Genomic DNA, 16,931 nt, shown 5'->3' with positions numbered 1-16,931 from the left:
GTCGCGATGTTGGAACTGTTTCACAACCTCGCGCTCGGCTTCAGCGTCGCGGTCTCCCCCACCAACCTGCTGCTCTGCCTGGTCGGCGCCCTCGTCGGCACGCTGGTCGGCGTGCTGCCCGGCATCGGCACCATCGCTACCGTCGCGATGCTGCTGCCGATCACCTTCGGCCTGCCGCCGGTCGGTGCGCTGATCATGCTCGCCGGCATCTATTACGGCGCGCAATATGGCGGCTCGACCACCTCGATCCTGGTCAACATCCCCGGTGAGGCGACCTCGGTGGTGACGACGCTCGACGGCTTCCAGATGGCCAAGCAGGGCCGTGCTGGACCAGCGCTCGCAATTGCCGCGATCGGCTCCTTCATCGCCGGCTGTGCGGCGACCGTGCTGATCGCCGTGCTCGGCGCGCCGCTGACCAAACTGGCGCTCGCGTTCGGCCCGGCCGAATATTTCTCGCTGATGGTGCTCGGCCTGATCTTCGCGGTGGTGCTCGCCAAGGGCAGCGTACTGAAGGCGATCGCGATGATCGTGTTCGGCCTGTTGCTGTCGATGGTCGGCTCCGACATCGAGACCGGTGCCTCGCGCATGGCGTTCAACGTCCCCGAGCTCGCCGACGGCCTCGGCTTCGCCACGGTGGCGATGGGGGTGTTCGGCTTTGCCGAGATCATCCGCAACCTCGACTCCGGCGCCGAGATGGATCGCGAGCTGGTGCAGCAGAAGATCACCGGTCTGATGCCGACCAAAAAGGACATGCGGGACTCGCTGCCGGCGATCTTCCGCGGCACGGTGCTGGGCTCGATCCTCGGCATCTTGCCGGGGGGCGGCGCGGTGATCGCCTCCTTTGCCGCCTACACCTTCGAGAAGAAGATCGCGAAGGACCCCTCGCGCTTCGGCCGCGGCGCGATCGAAGGCGTCGCGGCGCCGGAAAGCGCCAACAACGCCGCCGCGCAGACCTCGTTCATCCCGCTGCTCACGCTCGGCATCCCGCCGAACGCGGTGATGGCGCTGATGGTCGGCGCCATGACCATTCACGGCATCGTGCCGGGGCCGCAGGTGATGCAGAAGCAGCCCGATCTGGTCTGGGGCATGATCGCCTCGATGTGGATCGGCAACCTGATGCTGATCATCATCAACCTGCCGCTGGTCGGCATCTGGGTGCGCCTGCTGCGGGTGCCGTACCGGCTGATGTTCCCCTCGATCGTGGTGTTCTGCGCGATCGGCATCTACTCGATCAACAACGCGCCTGTCGACGTGGTGCTGGCCGGCTTGTTCGGCCTGGTCGGCTACTGGCTGATCAAGCATGATTTCGAGCCGGCGCCGCTTCTGCTCGGCATGGTGCTCGGCCCGCTGATGGAGGAGAACCTGCGCCGGGCGCTGCTGATCTCGCGCGGCGACTGGTCGGTGTTCATCACCCGGCCGCTGTCCGCGGTGCTGATCGCGGCCGCCGCAGGCCTGCTCGTGCTCGCGGTGCTGCCGACCCTGCGCAAGAAGCGCGACGAGGTGTTCGCCGAATCCGAGAGCTGATCGCCACATGCTGCATCAAACCGCCGCAAGGCTGCGGCGGTTTGATGCGTTACGCCTCCTGAACGAGTCTGCTAGGCCAGCGGAACGATACTCGTTTGGGGGACATCGCGATGTCATTCCGTGCCGTGCTGGCGTGGCCGCTTGCCGCGCTCGCGCTTCTGGCTGCGTCCGTCTGCGCATCATGGGCGCAGGACTATCCGGCGCGGCAGATCACCATGATCGTGCCGTTCGCGGCCGGCGGTCCGACCGATGTGGTGGCGCGCGTCGTATCGGCCCACATGGCCCAGACGCTCGGGCAGCCGATCGTGATCGAAAACGCCGTCGGCGCCGGCGGCACCACCGGCGCGGCGCGGGCCGCGCGCGCGGCGCCCGACGGCTACACCCTGATCACGGGACACATGGGCACCCATGCCGCGGCGGTGCCGCTCTATCCCAAGCTCGCCTATCATCCCGAAAAGGATTTCGAGCCGATCGCGCAGCTCGCGGGCACGCCGATCCTGGTGCTGGCGCGCAAGGATTTTCCGGCCTCCGACCTGAAGGCTTTCGTGGCCTATCTCAAGGCCAATACCGACAAGCTCAACATGGCCCATGCCGGCGTCGGCTCGGTGTCCCATGTCTCGTGCGAGCTGTTCAATTCCATCCTCGGCATCAAGCCGACCGGCGTGCCGTTCAACGGCACCGGCCCCGCGATGAACGCGCTGGTGGGGCAACAGGTCGACTACATGTGCGACCAGGTCATCAACGCCGTGCCGCAGATCCGCGGCGGCACCATCCGCGCCTACGCCGTGGCGACGCCGGAACGCAACCCGTCGCTCCCTGAACTATCCACCACGGCCGAGGCCGGCCTGGCCGCCTTCCAGGTTTCGGCATGGAACGCGATGTTCGCCCCGAAGGGGACGCCGGAGCCGATCCTCGCCAGGCTCAATGCAGCGGCGGCCAAGGCCTTGGACGACGAAAATGTTCGCAAGCGCCTGCTCGATCTCGGCAGCGATATCCCCAAGCTCGACGAGCGCAGCCGCGCCGCGCTGGGCAGGCTGGTGCAAAGCGAGATCGCCCGCTGGAGCGGGGTCCTGAAGACGGCGCAAAACTGATCTGAAACCGGCCGGATTGGCCACCGTGGCAAGGGCGGAACGCGGGTTCCGCCCTTGCCGTTTCGGGGCAGAATTCACACTTTTTCGGGGTATAATCCGCGCGTGGGCCTGAGTCGCCGCTGTCGGTTGGCGTCAGCCGCCGCTACAGTCGGCGCCCGCTTGCTCCGGACCCAGCGAGAAGCCGAACCCTTAAAAGCCGACCGCCATGCATCAATATCACGACCTGCTCGAACGGATTCTCTCTGACGGCGTCGAGAAGCATGACCGCACCGGCACCGGCACGCTGTCGATCTTCGGCCACCAGATGCGCTTCAATCTGTCGGCCGGCTTTCCGATGGTGACCACCAAGCGGCTGCCGCTGAAGGCGATCGTCCACGAGCTGCTCTGGTTCCTGAAGGGCGACACCAACGTCAAATATCTGCGCGACCACGGCGTCACCATCTGGGACGAATGGGCGGACGAGAACGGCGATCTCGGTCCGGTCTACGGCTCGCAATGGCGCTCCTGGCCGGCGCCGGACGGCCGCCGCATCGACCAGATCAGGAATGTCGTCGAGATGATCAGGAAGAACCCGGACTCGCGCCGGCTGATCGTCAGCGCCTGGAATCCGGCCGAGGTCGACAAGATGGCGCTGCCACCCTGCCACTGCCTGTTCCAGTTCTATGTCGCGAATGGCAAATTATCCTGCCAGCTCTACCAGCGTTCGGGCGACGTGTTCCTCGGCGTGCCCTTCAACATCGCCTCCTATGCGCTGCTGACCATGATGGTGGCGCAGGTCACGGATCTGAAGGTGGGCGAATTCGTGCACTCGTTCGGCGACGCCCATCTTTACTCCAACCATATCGAGCAGGCGCGGCTGCAACTGGCGCGCGCGCCGCGCGCATTGCCGGTCATGCAGATCAACCCCGACGTGAAGGACATCTTCGGCTTCCGTTACGAGGACTTTTCGCTCGTCGGCTACGACCCGCACCCGCACATCAAGGCTGAAGTCGCGGTGTGAGCGGCGGCTCACCGCGACGCTTCACCAATTCGAAGAGGGACTGCATGTCGATCGCGATCCGCCGCGCGCGGCCCGATGAAGCTGGCCTGGTCCATTCTTTCGTGCGCGAGCTCGCCGAATACGAGAAGCTGCTTCACGAGGTCGAGGCGACCGAAGCGATGATCGCTGCGGCGCTGTTTTCCGACAACCCGCGCCTGTTCTGCGAGATCGCGGAATGGAGCGGGGCGCCGGCCGGTTTCGCCGTGTGGTTCTTCAATTTCTCGACCTTCAGCGGCCGCTCCGGCATCTACCTCGAAGACCTGTTCGTCCGCCCGGCGCTGCGCGGCAAGGGCATCGGCAAGGCGCTGCTCGCCCATCTCGCGCGCCACTGCGTCGACAATGGCTGGTCGCGGCTGCAATGGTCGGTGCTCGACTGGAACGCGCCCTCGATCGCGTTCTACAAGTCGCTCGGCGCGGTCATGATGGACGAGTGGACGGTGGCGCGGATCAATGGCGCGGCGCTCGCGCGGCTGGCAAAGGACGCGCGCTGATGCAGGTCGTACTCATCGCCGCGGTCGCCGACAACGGCGTGATCGGCGCCGACGGCGCGATCCCCTGGCGGCTGAAATCGGACATGCAGCGCTTCAAGGCGCTGACCATGGGCAAGCCGGTGGTGATGGGCCGCAAGACCTTCGTCTCGCTGCGCAAGCCGCTTGTCGGGCGTACCAATATCGTGATCACGCGTGATCGCGGCTTTCGTGCTAAAGGCGCCGTGGTGACGAATTCGGTCGCCGAGGCGCAAGCAATTGCGCGCGGCGACGCGCTGCGGCGCGGCGTCGACGAGATCGCGGTGATCGGCGGCGGCGAGATCTATGACCGGTTCATGGCCGCGGCCGACCGGCTCGAAATCACCGAGGTGCATGTCAATCCGGCGGGCGATGCGCATTTTGCCGCCATCGATCCCGCACAATGGGAGGAGGTGGCGCGGCTTGCGAATGCGCCCGGGGCGGACGACGGCGCCGCCTTTTCCTATGTGACATATCGTCGGCGGCGGCCACATTAACTGCATTTCCCAATGTTTACATTGACAAATATCGCCTCGGGCATAGCTGCTTGGGGCCGAGGCGTGCGTTGTAAGGGCTTGAGGCCTCCCCTATAAAGCCTGCCGACATGGCGAGACCCGCGTCCCCTGCCGGGGCGGGCTCGCGGAGGAGAGCTAGATGCCGTGGAAGAATCAGAGCGGTGGCCCCTGGGGCTCGGGTCCCAAGGGACCGTGGGGCTCGGGTCCGCAACCGGGCGGGCCGCGTCCGCCCGATCTCGAGGATTTATTGCGGCGCGGCCAGGACCGGCTGCAGCAATTGCTGCCGGGCGGCCATTTCTCCGGCCTCGGCGTCGCGCTGGTCGTCGCCGGCGCGCTGGTGATCTGGGCGATGTCCGGCTTCTACCGCGTGCAGTCCGAAGAGCTCGGCATCGTGCAGCGCTTCGGCCAGTATGTTCGTGATGCGCAGCCGGGCCTGAACTATCACCTGCCTTATCCGATCGAGACCGTGCTGCTGCCCAAGGCGCTGCGCGTCAACACCATCTCGATCGGCATGACGCTGATCGATGATCCGGCGCGGCGCGGCCGCACCATGCGCGACGTGCCCGAGGAAAGCCTGATGCTGACCGGCGACGAGAACATCGTCGACGTCGATTTCACCGTGCTCTGGCGCATCAAGCCGAGCGGCGTCGCCGCCTATCTCTTCAACATCCAGAATCCCGAAGGCACGGTGAAGGCGGTGGCCGAGAGCGCGATGCGCGAAGTGATCGGCCGCTCCAACATCCAGCCGATCCTCACCGGCGCCCGCACTTCCACCGAGCAGGGCGTGCAGGAACTGATGCAGAAGACCCTCGACGCTTACGGCTCGGGCATCCTCGTGCAGCAGGTGCAGATGCAGAAGGTCGATCCGCCGGCGCAGGTGATCGACGCCTTCCGCGACGTCCAGGCGGCACGCGCCGACCTCGAGCGGCTGCAGAACGAGGCGCAGACCTACGCCAACCGCGTTGTGCCCGACGCCAAGGGTCGCGCCGCGCAGATCCTCCAGGTCGCCGAGGGCTACAAGCAGCAGGCGGTCGCCGAGGCGAGAGGCCAGAGCGCGCGCTTCCTGAAGGTCTACGACGAATACAAGAAGGCGCCCGACGTGACGCGCGAGCGGATTTATCTCGAAACCATGGAGCGCATCCTCGGCGGCTCCGACAAGCTGATCTATGACGGCGGCGCGGCCGGGCAGGGCGTCGTGCCCTATCTGCCGCTGAGCGAACTGACGCGGCGTGGCGCCACCACCGGCTCGACCAACCAGCCGCAGCAGCAGGGCGGAGGCACGCGATGAGGTCTCCGGTTACTGGAATCGTCACGCTGTTCGTGCTGTTTGTGGTTGCGATCGTGGCCTACAGCTCGGTGTTCACCGTCGGCATGACCGAGCAGGTGCTGGTGGTGCGGCTCGGCGAGCCGCGGCCGCCCGTCACCGATCCCGGCCTGCATTTCAAAGCGCCGTTCATCGACAGCGTGATCTCGATCGACAAGCGCATCCTCGATCTGGAAAACCCGTCGCAGGAAGTGATCGCGTCGGATCAGAAGCGGCTGGTGGTCGATGCCTTCGCCCGCTACCGCATCAAGGATGCGCTGAAGTTCTACCAGAGCGTCGGTTCCGTCCAGGCCGCCAACCTGCAACTGACCACGCTGTTGAACGCGGCGCTGCGCCGCGTGCTCGGCGAGGTCACCTTCATCCAGGTGGTGCGCGACGAGCGCGAGGCCCTGATGGCGCGGATCCGCGATCAGCTCGACCGCGAGGCCGCCGCCTACGGCATCCAGGTGGTCGACGTCCGCATCCGCCGCGCCGACCTGCCGGAGCAGAACAGCCAGGCGGTCTATCAGCGCATGCAGACCGAACGGCAGCGCGAGGCCGCCGAGTTCCGCGCGCAAGGTGCGCAGAAGGCGCAGGAGATTCGCTCCAACGCCGATCGTGAGGCCACCGTCATCGTGGCGGAAGCCAACTCGACCGCCGAGCAGGTGCGAGGCGCAGGCGACGCCGAGCGCAACCGGCTGTTCGCCGAAGCCTACAGCAAGGACCCGGACTTCTTCGCCTTCTACCGCTCGATGACGGCTTACGAGAACGGGCTCAAGGCGAACGACACCCGCTTCCTGATCAAGCCGGACTCCGACTTCTTCAAATATTTCGGCAACCCCGCGGGCAGGCCAGCTGCGGCAGCCTCGGCGCCTGCGGCAGCGCCCGCCGCGCCGAAGCCGTGACGGCTGAAACGACGACCGGCTGAAGCGGACCTGCGCCGCTTCTGCCGCAAAACAAGAACGATCAAGCGGGAGGTTCCATACCGATGAGGTCCATTGCGGTCGCCGAGTTCCTCATCGGTGTGGGAATCCTGTTCGTGATCGAGGGCCTGCTGTTTGCGGCAAGCCCGGCCTTCATGCGCAAGGCCATGAAGAGCGCGATGGCGACGCCTGACAACATCCTGCGGGCGGTCGGCATCGGCTCGGCAGTCGCAGGCCTGGTCCTGATCTGGGCGATCCGCCGCCACGGCTGAAGCGGCGTTGAAACGTCAACGTGAAATCAAGTCAGCCTGACGTCCGTTTTTCGCCTCATTGACCGGCATTGATGACGATGATTTGCCGTGCGCCGGTCCTTGCACCACCCATTGTTCGGGGGCACTGTGCCGCAGTCGAGCCCCGGCCCCTTCTGGAGATGTTGATATGACCACCGCCTCGAGCCATCGCCTGCGTCGCGTGCCGCTTGCCGGGACAAGGCTCGCCGCGCTCTGCCTTGGCGGCGCAATGCTGCTGGCGCAGCCGGCGGCCGCACGCGGCCCCGACAACATCGCCGACGTCGCCGAGAAGGTGATCGACGCGGTCGTCAACATCTCGACCTCGCAGACGGTGGAGGCCAAGGGCGAGGGCCGCGGCGCGATCCCGCAATTGCCGCCGGGCTCGCCGTTCGAGGAATTCTTCGACGACTTCTTCAAGAACCGCGGCGGGCAGGGCGGCAAGGGCCGCGGCGGCGGCGACCTCACGCCGCGCAAGACCAATTCGCTCGGTTCCGGCTTCATCATCGACACGTCGGGAATCGTCGTCACCAACAATCACGTGATTGCCGATGCCGACGAGATCAACGTGATCATGAACGACGGCACCAAGATCAAGGCCGACATCGTCGGCATCGACAAGAAGACCGACCTCGCGGTGCTCAAGTTCACCCCGCCGCGGCCGCTGACCGCGGTGAAGTTCGGCGATTCCGACAAGCTCAGGCTCGGCGACTGGGTGATCGCGATCGGCAACCCCTTCAGCCTCGGCGGCACGGTGACGGCCGGCATCGTGTCGGCGAAGAACCGCGACATCTCCTCGGGTCCGTATGACAGCTACATCCAGACCGATGCCGCCATCAATCGCGGCAATTCCGGCGGCCCGCTGTTCAACCTCGACGGCGAGGTGATCGGCGTCAACACCCTGATCATCTCGCCCTCCGGCGGCTCGATCGGCATCGGCTTCGCCGTGCCGTCGAAGACGGTCGCCGGCGTGGTCGACCAGCTCCGCCAGTTCGGCGAATTGCGCCGCGGCTGGCTCGGCGTGCGCATCCAGCAGGTCACCGACGAGATCGCCGAAAGCCTGAACATCAAGCCGCCACGCGGCGCGCTGGTCGCCGGTGTCGACGACAAGGGGCCGGCGAAGCCCGCCGGCATCGAGCCCGGCGACGTCGTCGTCAAGTTCGACGGCAAGGACGTCAAGGACCCGAAGGACCTCTCGCGCGTGGTGGCCGACACCGCGGTCGGCAAGGAAGTCGAAGTGGTCGTGATCCGCAAGGGCCAGGAGGAGACGCACCGTGTGACGCTCGGCCGGCTCGAGGATCCCGACAAGGCGCAGCCGGCTTCCGCCAAGGCCAAGGACGAGCCAGCGGACAAGCCGGTGACGCAGAAGGCGCTCGGGCTTGATCTCGCGCCGCTGAGCAAGGATCTGCGCACCCGCTACAAGATCAAGGACAGCGTCAAGGGCGTGCTGATCACCGGCGTCGACGGCACCTCGGATGCCGCCGAGAAGCGGCTGTCGGCCGGCGACGTCATCGTCGAGGTGGCGCAGGAGGCGGTCGCGAGCGCGGCCGACATCAAGAAGCGGATCGACCAGCTCAAGAAGGACGGCAAGAAATCCGCGCTGCTGCTCGTCTCCAACGCCGACGGCGAGCTGCGCTTCGTCGCGCTGAGCGTGCAGTAGAGCCGATCGCTTCGACGAACTTGCTGTCATACCCCGCGAAAGCGGGGTATCCAGTACGCCGCGACCGCGCGGCTCGATCACCACCGTCTCTGGAATACTGGATCACCCGCATTCGCGGGTGATGACGGGCAGAGCTAGCTTACAAACTCCTCGCGCGCATAGGCTTGCGCATTGAGCGGGGGTGAGACCATCCTCACCTCGTCGGTTCGACGAGCGTCTGTCCGCCGTCTTCGTCCTTCAGTGTCAGCGAGCTGGCCGTTCGTTTCGCCTGCAGAATGGCGTAGGTGTTTTTCGTGCTCGAGGGGCCGGCCACCATCACGCCGGCGGCTTCTTCCGTCGCGCTGATCTTGACCGACGGGCGACCCTGCTCGGTGATCAGCCGCAGCAGCACCGTCTCCGGCGACGCCTCGCCATTCGGCTGCGCCTGCGCCGGCAGCACGCTGATCGAGGCGCGCACCTGTCCGCGTTCATCGACGATCTGGAGCGCGCGCCCGCGCAGCACCGGCGCGACGTCTTCGCCCGCGACCGGCCGCAGATGCGTAAGCGTGAACAAAAAAATGGCCAGGTTGACCGCGGTAACGACAATCAGGAACGGCGAAAGCTTCATGGCTGGCTCCCGAGCTGCGGTTGGACGCCGGCTGACCGGCCTCGGGCCTCCAGCCGTTTAGACAGCGTGGCATCAGATCGTGACCGTTCTTCAAGGCGGTCGCGCATCGTCCGCCCGCTGAAGAAGGCGCGATAGATCCGCAGCAGGGAATAGATCCCTAGTTCCCTACAAACTCCCCGCGCGCATAGCCCTGCGCATAGAGCAGCGCGGTGAGGTCGCCATAGTCGATCCGCGCGGCGGCTGCGGCTGCGACCGCGGGCTTGGCGTGGTAGGCGACGCCCAGTCCCGCATGCTGGATCATGCCGAGGTCGTTGGCGCCGTCGCCGACGACGAGGGTGTCGATGTCGTCGAGATCGAAGCTCTCCAGGAGCTCGATCAGGGTTTCGAGCTTCCTTTCGCGGCCCAGGATCGGCTCCTTCACTTCGCCGGTGAACTTGCCGTCCTCCACCACGAGCTCGTTGGCGCGGTTCTCCTGGAAGCCGATTTTGGCCGCCACCGCCCTGGTGAACAGCGTGAAGCCGCCCGAGATCAGGCAGGTATAGGCGCCGTGCGCGCGCATGGTCATGACCAGCTCGCGGCCGCCCGGCGTCAGCGTGATGCGGCTCGCCAGCACCTCGTCGACCACGCTGACGGGGAGGCCCTTCAGGAGCGCGACGCGCTCGCGCAGCGCCGGCTCGAACGCGATCTCGCCGCGCATCGCGCGCTCGGTGATCCCTGCGACATGCGCCCTCAGCCCGGCGAAATCGGCGAGCTCGTCGATACACTCCTGGCCGATCATGGTGGAATCCATGTCGGCCAGAAAAAGCTTCTTGCGCCGCGCCGCCCGAGGCTGCACGACAATGTCGATCGGCAGGTCGCCCCGCGCTCGGCGCAGGCGATCCTCGATCGCGCGGATGTCGTCCTTGTCCCTGAGCTGGCTTTCGAAGGGGATATCGACCGCGACCTCGTCGAACAGCCAGCGCGCCGGGCCGGCGTCAGGCAGCACGGCGCGGGCGCCGTCGACGATGGTCGAATCGAGCGCCGGATTGGCGGGGTTGCAGATGAGGGTTGCGACGAGGGACATCGGGTGAATTTGCAGGTCAATGGCGTCGAAGCCGTGCTTATCGCAGGGCCGACCGCGAGCGGCAAGTCGGCGCTGGCGCTCGAATTTGCGCAAAGGGCCGGCGGGGTCGTGATCAATGCCGATTCCATGCAGGTCTACCGGGACCTGCGCGTCCTGTCCGCCCGGCCGACGCCTGCGGAGGAGGCGGCCGTTCCGCACCGGCTTTACGGCCATGTCGACGCCGCGATCAACTTTTCCGCCGGCGCCTTCGTGGCGGATGCGCAAACCGCATTGGCGGAGGCGCGGGCGCAAGGCCGCCTGGCCGTCTTTGTCGGCGGCACCGGGCTTTATTTCAAGGCGCTGACCTCGGGGCTTTCGGCGGTGCCGCCGATCCCGCCTTCGATTCGCGATGGCGTGCGGGCGCGGCTCGAACGCGACGGTGTCGAGGCGCTGCACCGGGAGCTCTCGGCGATCGATCCGGCCACCGCCGTGCGGCTGCGCCCGCGCGACCGCGCCCGGATCGCGCGCGCGCTCGAAGTGGTGGAAGCGACCGGGCGGTCGCTGACCGACTGGCATCGCGAGGGCCTGCCGCCGCTGTTGCCTGCGGGCAGCAGCCGCGCGCTGTTTCTCGCGCCCGAGCGCGAGCCGCTCTATGCGCGGATCGACGCGCGCTTCGACGCCATGCTGAAGACGGGCGCGCTGGAAGAAGTGGAGCGGCTGGCAGCGCGCGGGCTCGATCCGCTGCTGCCGGCGATGAAGGCGCATGGCGTGCCGGCGCTGATCCGGCATCTTGCCGGCGAGATCTCCCTCGAAGAGGCCACGGCGATCGGAAAGGCCGACACGCGGCACTACGCCAAGCGGCAGTTCACCTGGTTCCGGCATCAGCTGGCGGACTTCGAATGGGTGAGCCCGGAGGCGGCGCGGGGGTGGCTCGATCGCGCTCTCTAGCGCCGACTTCGGCACCACAGACAAGTTTACGCAGTCTGCGCAAGCTTGACCGCATGCCGGCTACGACGGCATGCCTGTTTTGCGCTGCCGCCGCAAATTCGCACTCGCCCTTGGCCGGGAAGCCCGCTAAGCTTCATAAAGTTGCGGCGCACCCGTCTTTGCCTTGACATTCGGGCGACGGGGGCTATGTTCGCGCAACCTTTGGGAAGTCCGAGGCGCAGGATGCGTAATATTATTACCAAAATCCTTATCGTCGTCGTACCCAGGCACGCCGCCCGGGATGGCTGAGGCCATCCTTATTCCAGGCGGTGTGCATGGGGCCTCTTGGGGCCCTTTTTTATTTCCCAAGCGAGAACCAGGAAGAAACCAGAAAGAACCGCTGCCAACAGCGGGATCCGGAGCAAGCCATGAGCGACAAGAGCCACGATCCGAACCAGATGACCGGCGCCGCGATGATCGTCCGCGCCCTCATCGATCATGGCGTGCAGCACATCTTCGGCTATCCGGGCGGTGCGGTGCTTCCGATCTATGACGAGATTTTCCAGCAGAACGACGTCCAGCACATCCTGGTCCGCCACGAGCAGGGTGCCGGCCACGCCGCGGAAGGCTATGCGCGCTCGACCGGCAAGCCCGGCGTCGTGCTGGTGACCTCCGGTCCCGGCGCCACCAACATGGTGACGCCGCTGACGGATGCGCTGATGGATTCGATTCCGCTGGTCTGCATCACCGGACAGGTGCCGACGCACCTGATCGGCAACGACGCCTTCCAGGAATGCGACACCGTCGGCATCACCCGGCCCTGCACCAAGCACAACTGGCTGGTGCGCGACGTCAACGATCTCGCCAAGGTGCTGCACGAGGCGTTCTATGTCGCGAGCTCCGGTCGGCCGGGGCCGGTCGTGGTCGACGTGCCCAAGGACGTGCAGTTCGCGGTCGGCACCTATCATCCGCCGCGCAAGTCGGACGTTCACATCTCCTATGCGCCGCGGGTGAAGGGCGATGCGGCGCTGATCCGCAAGGCGGTGGCGATGCTCGCTTCTGCCAAGCGACCGGTGATCTATACCGGCGGCGGCGTCATCAATTCGGGCCCCGAGGCGTCGAAACTGCTGCGCGAACTGGTCGACGTCACCGGCTTCCCGATCACCTCGACGTTGATGGGGTTGGGGGCCTATCCGGCGTCGGGCAAGAACTGGCTCGGCATGCTCGGCATGCACGGCACTTACGAAGCCAACATGGCGATGCATGATTGCGACGTCATGCTGTGCGTGGCCGCGCGCTTCGACGACCGCATCACGGGACGCACCGATGCCTTCTCGCCGGGCTCGAAGAAGATCCACATCGATATCGACCCGTCCTCGATCAACAAGAACATCCGCGTCGACGTGCCGATCATCGGCGATGCCGGCAACGTGCTCGGCGACATCCTGCAGGTGTTCAAGGCGGAGGCGAAGAAGCCCGACATCAAGGCGTGGTGGGCCGAGATCGGCAAATGGCGCGCGCGCAATTCGCTGTTCTACAGGAAGAGCAACGACATCATCATGCCGCAATATGCGATCCAGCGGCTGTTCGAGCTGACGCGCGGCCGCGACACCTACATCACCACCGAGGTCGGCCAGCACCAGATGTGGGCGGCGCAGTTCTTCGGCTTCGAGGAGCCGCATCGCTGGATGACGTCCGGCGGGCTCGGCACCATGGGCTACGGCCTGCCCTGCGCGGTCGGTGTCCAGGTCGCCCATCCCGACAGCCTCGTGATCGATATCGCGGGCGATGCCTCGGTGCAGATGACCATCCAGGAAATGTCGACGGCGGTCCAGTACGAGCTGCCGATCAAGATCTTCATCCTGAACAACCAGTACATGGGCATGGTGCGGCAGTGGCAGCAGCTGCTGCACGGCAACCGGCTGTCGCATTCCTATTCCGAGGCGCTGCCGGATTTCGTCAAGCTCGCGGAAGCCTATGGCTGCGTCGGCCTGCGCGCGATCAAGCCGTCCGATCTCGACGGCGCGATCAAGGAGATGATCAGTGTCCAGCGGCCGGTGCTGTTCGACTGCCGTGTCGCGGCGCTGGAAAACTGCTTCCCGATGATCCCTTCCGGCAAGGCGCACAACGAAATGCTGTTGCCGGAGCAGGCGACCGACGAGGCCACGGCATCCGCCTTCGCCGGCGGCAAGGCGCTGGTGTGAGGATGCGCGACACAAATTCCGCTGTCATCGCCCGGCTTGACCGGGCGATCCAGTACGCCGCGGCGTCTCGATCTTTTTCCGACGTCTCTGGAATACTGGATCCCCGCTTTCGCGGGGATGACAAGAGGGAGAGAGCCTCGACGGAAAACCAAGATGTTTGATCTTGCCGAACTCGAGCGCGCACACGAAACCGTCACGGCGGCGATGCCGCCGACGCCGGCGCATGCCTGGCCGCTGCTGGCGCGGCGGCTCGGCGCCGACGTCGTGGTCAAGCACGAGAACCACACCCCGACCGGCGCCTTCAAGGTGCGCGGCGGCCTCGTCTACCTCGAGCGCCTGACGCGCGCGCAGCCCAGGGTGGCCGGCATCATCTCGGCGACGCGCGGCAATCACGGCCAGAGTCTGGCCTTCGCCGGGCACCGCCATGGCCTGCCGGTCACGATCTACGTGCCGCATGGCAATTCGGTCGAGAAGAACCAGGCCATGCACGCCTTCGGCGCCGAGCTCGTCGAGCATGGCGAGGATTTCCAGGCCGCGCGCGAGGAAGCCTATCGCCACGCCGAGCGCGCCGGCCTGCACATCGTGCCGGCGTTCCATCCCGATCTGGTGCTCGGGGTTGCGACCTACGCGCTCGAGCTGATGCGCAACGCACGCGACCTCGACGTGCTCTACGTGCCGATCGGGCAGGGCTCGGGGATCTGCGGCTGCATCCTGGCGCGCGACCTGCTCGGCCTTTCGACCGAGATCGTCGGCGTGCAATCGACGCTGGCGCCGTCCTACGCGCTGTCCTTTGCGGCGCGCAGCGTGGTGAACACCAACAGCAGCAACACGCTGGCCGATGGCATGGCGACCCGCAATCCCGACGCGCAGGCGCTCGCGATCATCCTGAAGGGCGCCTCGCGCATCGTGCAGGTGACCGACGAGGAGATCGCCGACGCCATGCGCGTCTACTGGACCGATACGCACAATCTTGCCGAGGGGGCAGGCGCGGCCGCGCTTGCCGCGGCCTTGCAGGAGAAGCACAGGCTGCAGGGCCGGCGGGTCGGCCTGATCCTGTCCGGCGGCAATATCGATTTCGAGCTGTTTCGCCGCTGGGTCGCGCCGGAGGGCGTCGACACGGCCGGGGAGAAGGCGGCATGACGAACGACAAGCAAACGGGGACGACGATGAACCAGCCGGCATCGGCCTATTTCCTGGAGGATCGCCACGATCCGACCGAGGCGCACACGCTGTCGGTGCTGGTGCAGAACGAGCCCGGCGTGCTCGCGCGCGTGATCGGACTGTTCTCGGGCCGGGGCTACAACATCGAAAGCCTCACGGTCTCGGAAACCGAGAGCCAGAAACATCTCTCCCGCATCACCATCGTCACCACGGGCACGCCGATGGTGATCGAGCAGATCAAGCACCAGCTCGACCGCATGGTCCCGGTCTATCGCGTCGTCGACATGACGCTGACCGGGCGCTCGATCGAGCGCGAGCTCGCGATGGTCAAGGTGCGCGGCACCGGCGACAACCGGGTCGAGGCGCTGCGGCTCGCGGATGCGTTCCGCGCCCGCGTCATCGATGCCACCACCGAAAGCTTTGTGTTCGAGATCACCGGCAATACCGTCAAGATCAATCAGTTCATCGATCTGATGCGCCCGATCGGGCTGGTCGAGGTTTCGCGTACCGGCGTTGCCGCGATCGCGCGAGGACCCGAGGGGATGTGAACCATGCTGGCGCGTGACTGGTACTACAACGAACGGCGGCGGATCGGGCTCGATTCCGCCGTCGCCTCGATCTACGACCGGCACGACGACAGCGACCAGCGCGCCCGCGCCGCGCTGACCATGCTCGGGGTCAAGCCCGGCTGGCGCGTCGCCGATATCGGCTGCGGCAATGGCGTGCTTGCAACCGAAGCCGCGCTGCTGGGCGCCGAGGTCGACGCCATCGACATCTCGCCGGCGGTGCTGCAGCTTGCGGAGATCTACGCGCGCGACCGCAAGGCCCCGATCCGCACCCAGTCGGCGGGCCTCTTGAGCTTCGCCTATCAGCCGAATTCCTACGATCTGATCGTCAGCGAGTTCACGCTGCACCATCTGCCGGACTTCTGGAAGGCGGTGGCGCTGTCGCGCATCTTTGCCGCGCTGAAGCCGGGCGCGAATTTCTACCTGCGCGACATCGTGTTCGTCAGCATGCCCGACGGGACCGAGCGCGACATCGAGCAGTGGGCGGATTTCAGCATCAAGAACCACGATTTCGACCGCGACAGCGTCATGATCCACATGCGCGACGAATACTCGACCTTCGACTGGGTGATCGAGCGCATGCTGACCGAGGTCGGCTTCGTGCTGGAGCAGGCGGACTATCACGCGCCGCTGCACGGCACCTATCTTCTCCGCAAACCCGGGACTGGCGAGCAGGGCTAGAAAAACAACAACAATGAAGCCGGCCGATGTCTCAATCGCCGTCCTGGTGGCGGTCATCTGGGGGCTTGCCTTCGTGGCGGCCCGCGTCGCGCTGGACGAGCTGTCGCCGGCGCTGCTGACGACGCTGCGCTTTGCGGTCGCGGCCGTCCCCTGCCTGCTGGTGCGCAAGCCCGATGTCTCCTGGCGCCTGCTCGGCGCGATCAGCCTCACCCTGTTCCTCGGCCAGTTCCTGGCGCAGGCCTTTGCGATCGCCCACGGCGTGCCGGTGGGCCTGTTCTCCGTCATCGTGCAGAGCCAGGCGCTGTTCACCATTGCGTTCGCCGCGCTCATCTTCGGCGAGCGGCCGACGCCGATGCAGACCGTCGGCATCGGCATTGCCGCGGCGGGGCTCCTGATGATCTGCGGCACGGTCGGCTATGATTTCAGCCTCAGCGCGTTTGCGATCGCGATGATCTGCCCGATCAGCTTTGCGACCGGCAATATCCTGCTGCGGGGCGCGCGCGGCGCACCGATGTTCGACCTGTTCGCGTGGCTCTGTCTTGCCGCCGCCGTGCCGCTATTGGCGCTCACGCTTGTCACCGACGGCGCAGCGCCGACCTGGCAGGCGCTGACCCACATGTCGCTCATGAGTCTTGCCTGCGTGCTGTTCCTTGGCGCGATCTCCACCAGCATCGCTTACTGGCTGTGGGGCCGGCTGCTGCGCGACCACCCGACCGCGCAGGTGGTGCCGTTCGGGCTTCTGGTGCCGTTCGTCGGCTCGGCGGCCTCCAGCCTCGCGTTCGGCGAGCGGTTCGGGCCGCTAAGGCTCGTCGGCATGATCACCGTCATCGGCGGCATCGCGGTGATGCTGCTGGCGCGGCGGGCGCAGAGCCTGCCCAAGGTTGCATGAGAGGGA

17 protein-coding genes are annotated in these 16,931 nt (G+C 66.3%); 15 read left to right on the top strand and 2 right to left on the bottom strand.

Features of this window, described 5'->3' with window-relative positions; genetic code table 11:
• The first annotated feature begins 6 nt into the window (after nucleotides 1-6).
• From QOU61_RS29995 to QOU61_RS29955, 9 genes are all read left to right on the top strand, one after another.
• Nucleotides 7-1,524, top strand: a complete 1,518-nt coding sequence (locus QOU61_RS29995) for a tripartite tricarboxylate transporter permease (RefSeq protein WP_289654812.1) — start codon at nucleotides 7-9, stop codon at nucleotides 1,522-1,524.
• A 110-nt stretch (nucleotides 1,525-1,634) separates the two neighbouring features.
• Nucleotides 1,635-2,615, top strand: a complete 981-nt coding sequence (locus tag QOU61_RS29990; protein ID WP_289654811.1) for a tripartite tricarboxylate transporter substrate-binding protein — start codon at nucleotides 1,635-1,637, stop codon at nucleotides 2,613-2,615.
• Between the two features lie 205 nt (nucleotides 2,616-2,820).
• A complete protein-coding gene (locus QOU61_RS29985; protein WP_289654810.1) occupies nucleotides 2,821-3,615 on the top strand; it encodes a thymidylate synthase in 795 nt (264 codons plus the stop codon).
• Nucleotides 3,616-3,659: 44 nt separating this feature from the next.
• Nucleotides 3,660-4,145 (top strand): GNAT family N-acetyltransferase, encoded by a 486-nt coding sequence (locus tag QOU61_RS29980; protein WP_289654809.1) that lies wholly within the window; start codon nucleotides 3,660-3,662, stop codon nucleotides 4,143-4,145.
• Complete coding sequence (locus tag QOU61_RS29975) at nucleotides 4,145-4,657, top strand: dihydrofolate reductase (RefSeq protein WP_502876837.1); 513 nt, start codon at nucleotides 4,145-4,147, stop codon at nucleotides 4,655-4,657. Before QOU61_RS29980 ends, QOU61_RS29975 begins: the two co-directional genes overlap by 1 nt.
• A gap of 157 nt (nucleotides 4,658-4,814) precedes the next feature.
• Entirely contained in the window at nucleotides 4,815-5,963 is a 1,149-nt protein-coding gene (gene hflK, locus QOU61_RS29970; protein ID WP_289654808.1) for an FtsH protease activity modulator HflK, read from the top strand.
• Nucleotides 5,960-6,883 carry a protease modulator HflC gene (gene hflC / locus QOU61_RS29965; RefSeq protein WP_289654807.1) on the top strand — a complete coding sequence of 308 codons (924 nt, stop codon included), beginning with the start codon at nucleotides 5,960-5,962 and terminating at the stop codon, nucleotides 6,881-6,883. Before hflK ends, hflC begins: the two co-directional genes overlap by 4 nt.
• Before the next feature lie 83 nt (nucleotides 6,884-6,966).
• Nucleotides 6,967-7,173, top strand: coding sequence for a DUF2065 domain-containing protein (locus QOU61_RS29960; RefSeq protein WP_289654806.1), 207 nt, complete (start codon nucleotides 6,967-6,969; stop codon nucleotides 7,171-7,173).
• 166 nt (nucleotides 7,174-7,339) lie between these two features.
• The gene (locus QOU61_RS29955; protein WP_289654805.1) at nucleotides 7,340-8,848 is read left to right on the top strand and encodes a Do family serine endopeptidase; all 1,509 of its coding nucleotides are present in this window, start codon (nucleotides 7,340-7,342) and stop codon (nucleotides 8,846-8,848) included.
• A 193-nt stretch (nucleotides 8,849-9,041) separates the two neighbouring features.
• Here QOU61_RS29955 and QOU61_RS29950 read toward each other — a convergent pair whose 3' ends face one another.
• Together QOU61_RS29950 and serB are read right to left on the bottom strand one after the other, a co-directional pair.
• On the bottom strand, nucleotides 9,042-9,455 hold the full coding sequence (locus tag QOU61_RS29950; protein WP_289654804.1) for a hypothetical protein: 414 nt from the start codon (nucleotides 9,453-9,455) through the stop codon (nucleotides 9,042-9,044).
• 157 nt (nucleotides 9,456-9,612) lie between these two features.
• On the bottom strand, nucleotides 9,613-10,518 hold the full coding sequence (serB, locus tag QOU61_RS29945; protein WP_289654803.1) for a phosphoserine phosphatase SerB: 906 nt from the start codon (nucleotides 10,516-10,518) through the stop codon (nucleotides 9,613-9,615).
• A 3-nt stretch (nucleotides 10,519-10,521) separates the two neighbouring features.
• On the opposite strand from serB, the gene miaA reads away from it, so the two are divergent.
• The 6 genes from miaA (at nucleotide 10,522) to QOU61_RS29915 (ending at nucleotide 16,925) form a co-directional block, all read left to right on the top strand.
• Nucleotides 10,522-11,445 (top strand): tRNA (adenosine(37)-N6)-dimethylallyltransferase MiaA, encoded by a 924-nt coding sequence (gene miaA / locus QOU61_RS29940; protein WP_502876836.1) that lies wholly within the window; start codon nucleotides 10,522-10,524, stop codon nucleotides 11,443-11,445.
• 407 nt (nucleotides 11,446-11,852) lie between these two features.
• On the top strand, nucleotides 11,853-13,628 hold the full coding sequence (locus tag QOU61_RS29935; RefSeq protein WP_289654802.1) for an acetolactate synthase 3 large subunit: 1,776 nt from the start codon (nucleotides 11,853-11,855) through the stop codon (nucleotides 13,626-13,628).
• A gap of 153 nt (nucleotides 13,629-13,781) precedes the next feature.
• Nucleotides 13,782-14,768, top strand: coding sequence for a threonine dehydratase (locus QOU61_RS29930; RefSeq protein ID WP_289654801.1), 987 nt, complete (start codon nucleotides 13,782-13,784; stop codon nucleotides 14,766-14,768).
• A gap of 26 nt (nucleotides 14,769-14,794) precedes the next feature.
• Nucleotides 14,795-15,337 (top strand): acetolactate synthase small subunit, encoded by a 543-nt coding sequence (ilvN, locus tag QOU61_RS29925; RefSeq protein WP_289661857.1) that lies wholly within the window; start codon nucleotides 14,795-14,797, stop codon nucleotides 15,335-15,337.
• A 3-nt stretch (nucleotides 15,338-15,340) separates the two neighbouring features.
• Nucleotides 15,341-16,036, top strand: a complete 696-nt coding sequence (locus QOU61_RS29920) for a class I SAM-dependent methyltransferase (RefSeq protein ID WP_289654800.1) — start codon at nucleotides 15,341-15,343, stop codon at nucleotides 16,034-16,036.
• 13 nt (nucleotides 16,037-16,049) lie between these two features.
• Complete coding sequence (locus tag QOU61_RS29915) at nucleotides 16,050-16,925, top strand: EamA family transporter (RefSeq protein WP_289654799.1); 876 nt, start codon at nucleotides 16,050-16,052, stop codon at nucleotides 16,923-16,925.
• Nucleotides 16,926-16,931 lie beyond the last annotated feature (6 nt).

Source organism: Bradyrhizobium sp. NP1, from assembly GCF_030378205.1.
Classification (GTDB): domain Bacteria; phylum Pseudomonadota; class Alphaproteobacteria; order Rhizobiales; family Xanthobacteraceae; genus Bradyrhizobium.
The sequence above is the reverse complement of the archived record's forward strand: the minus strand, read 5'-3'. Positions and strand labels throughout refer to the sequence as shown.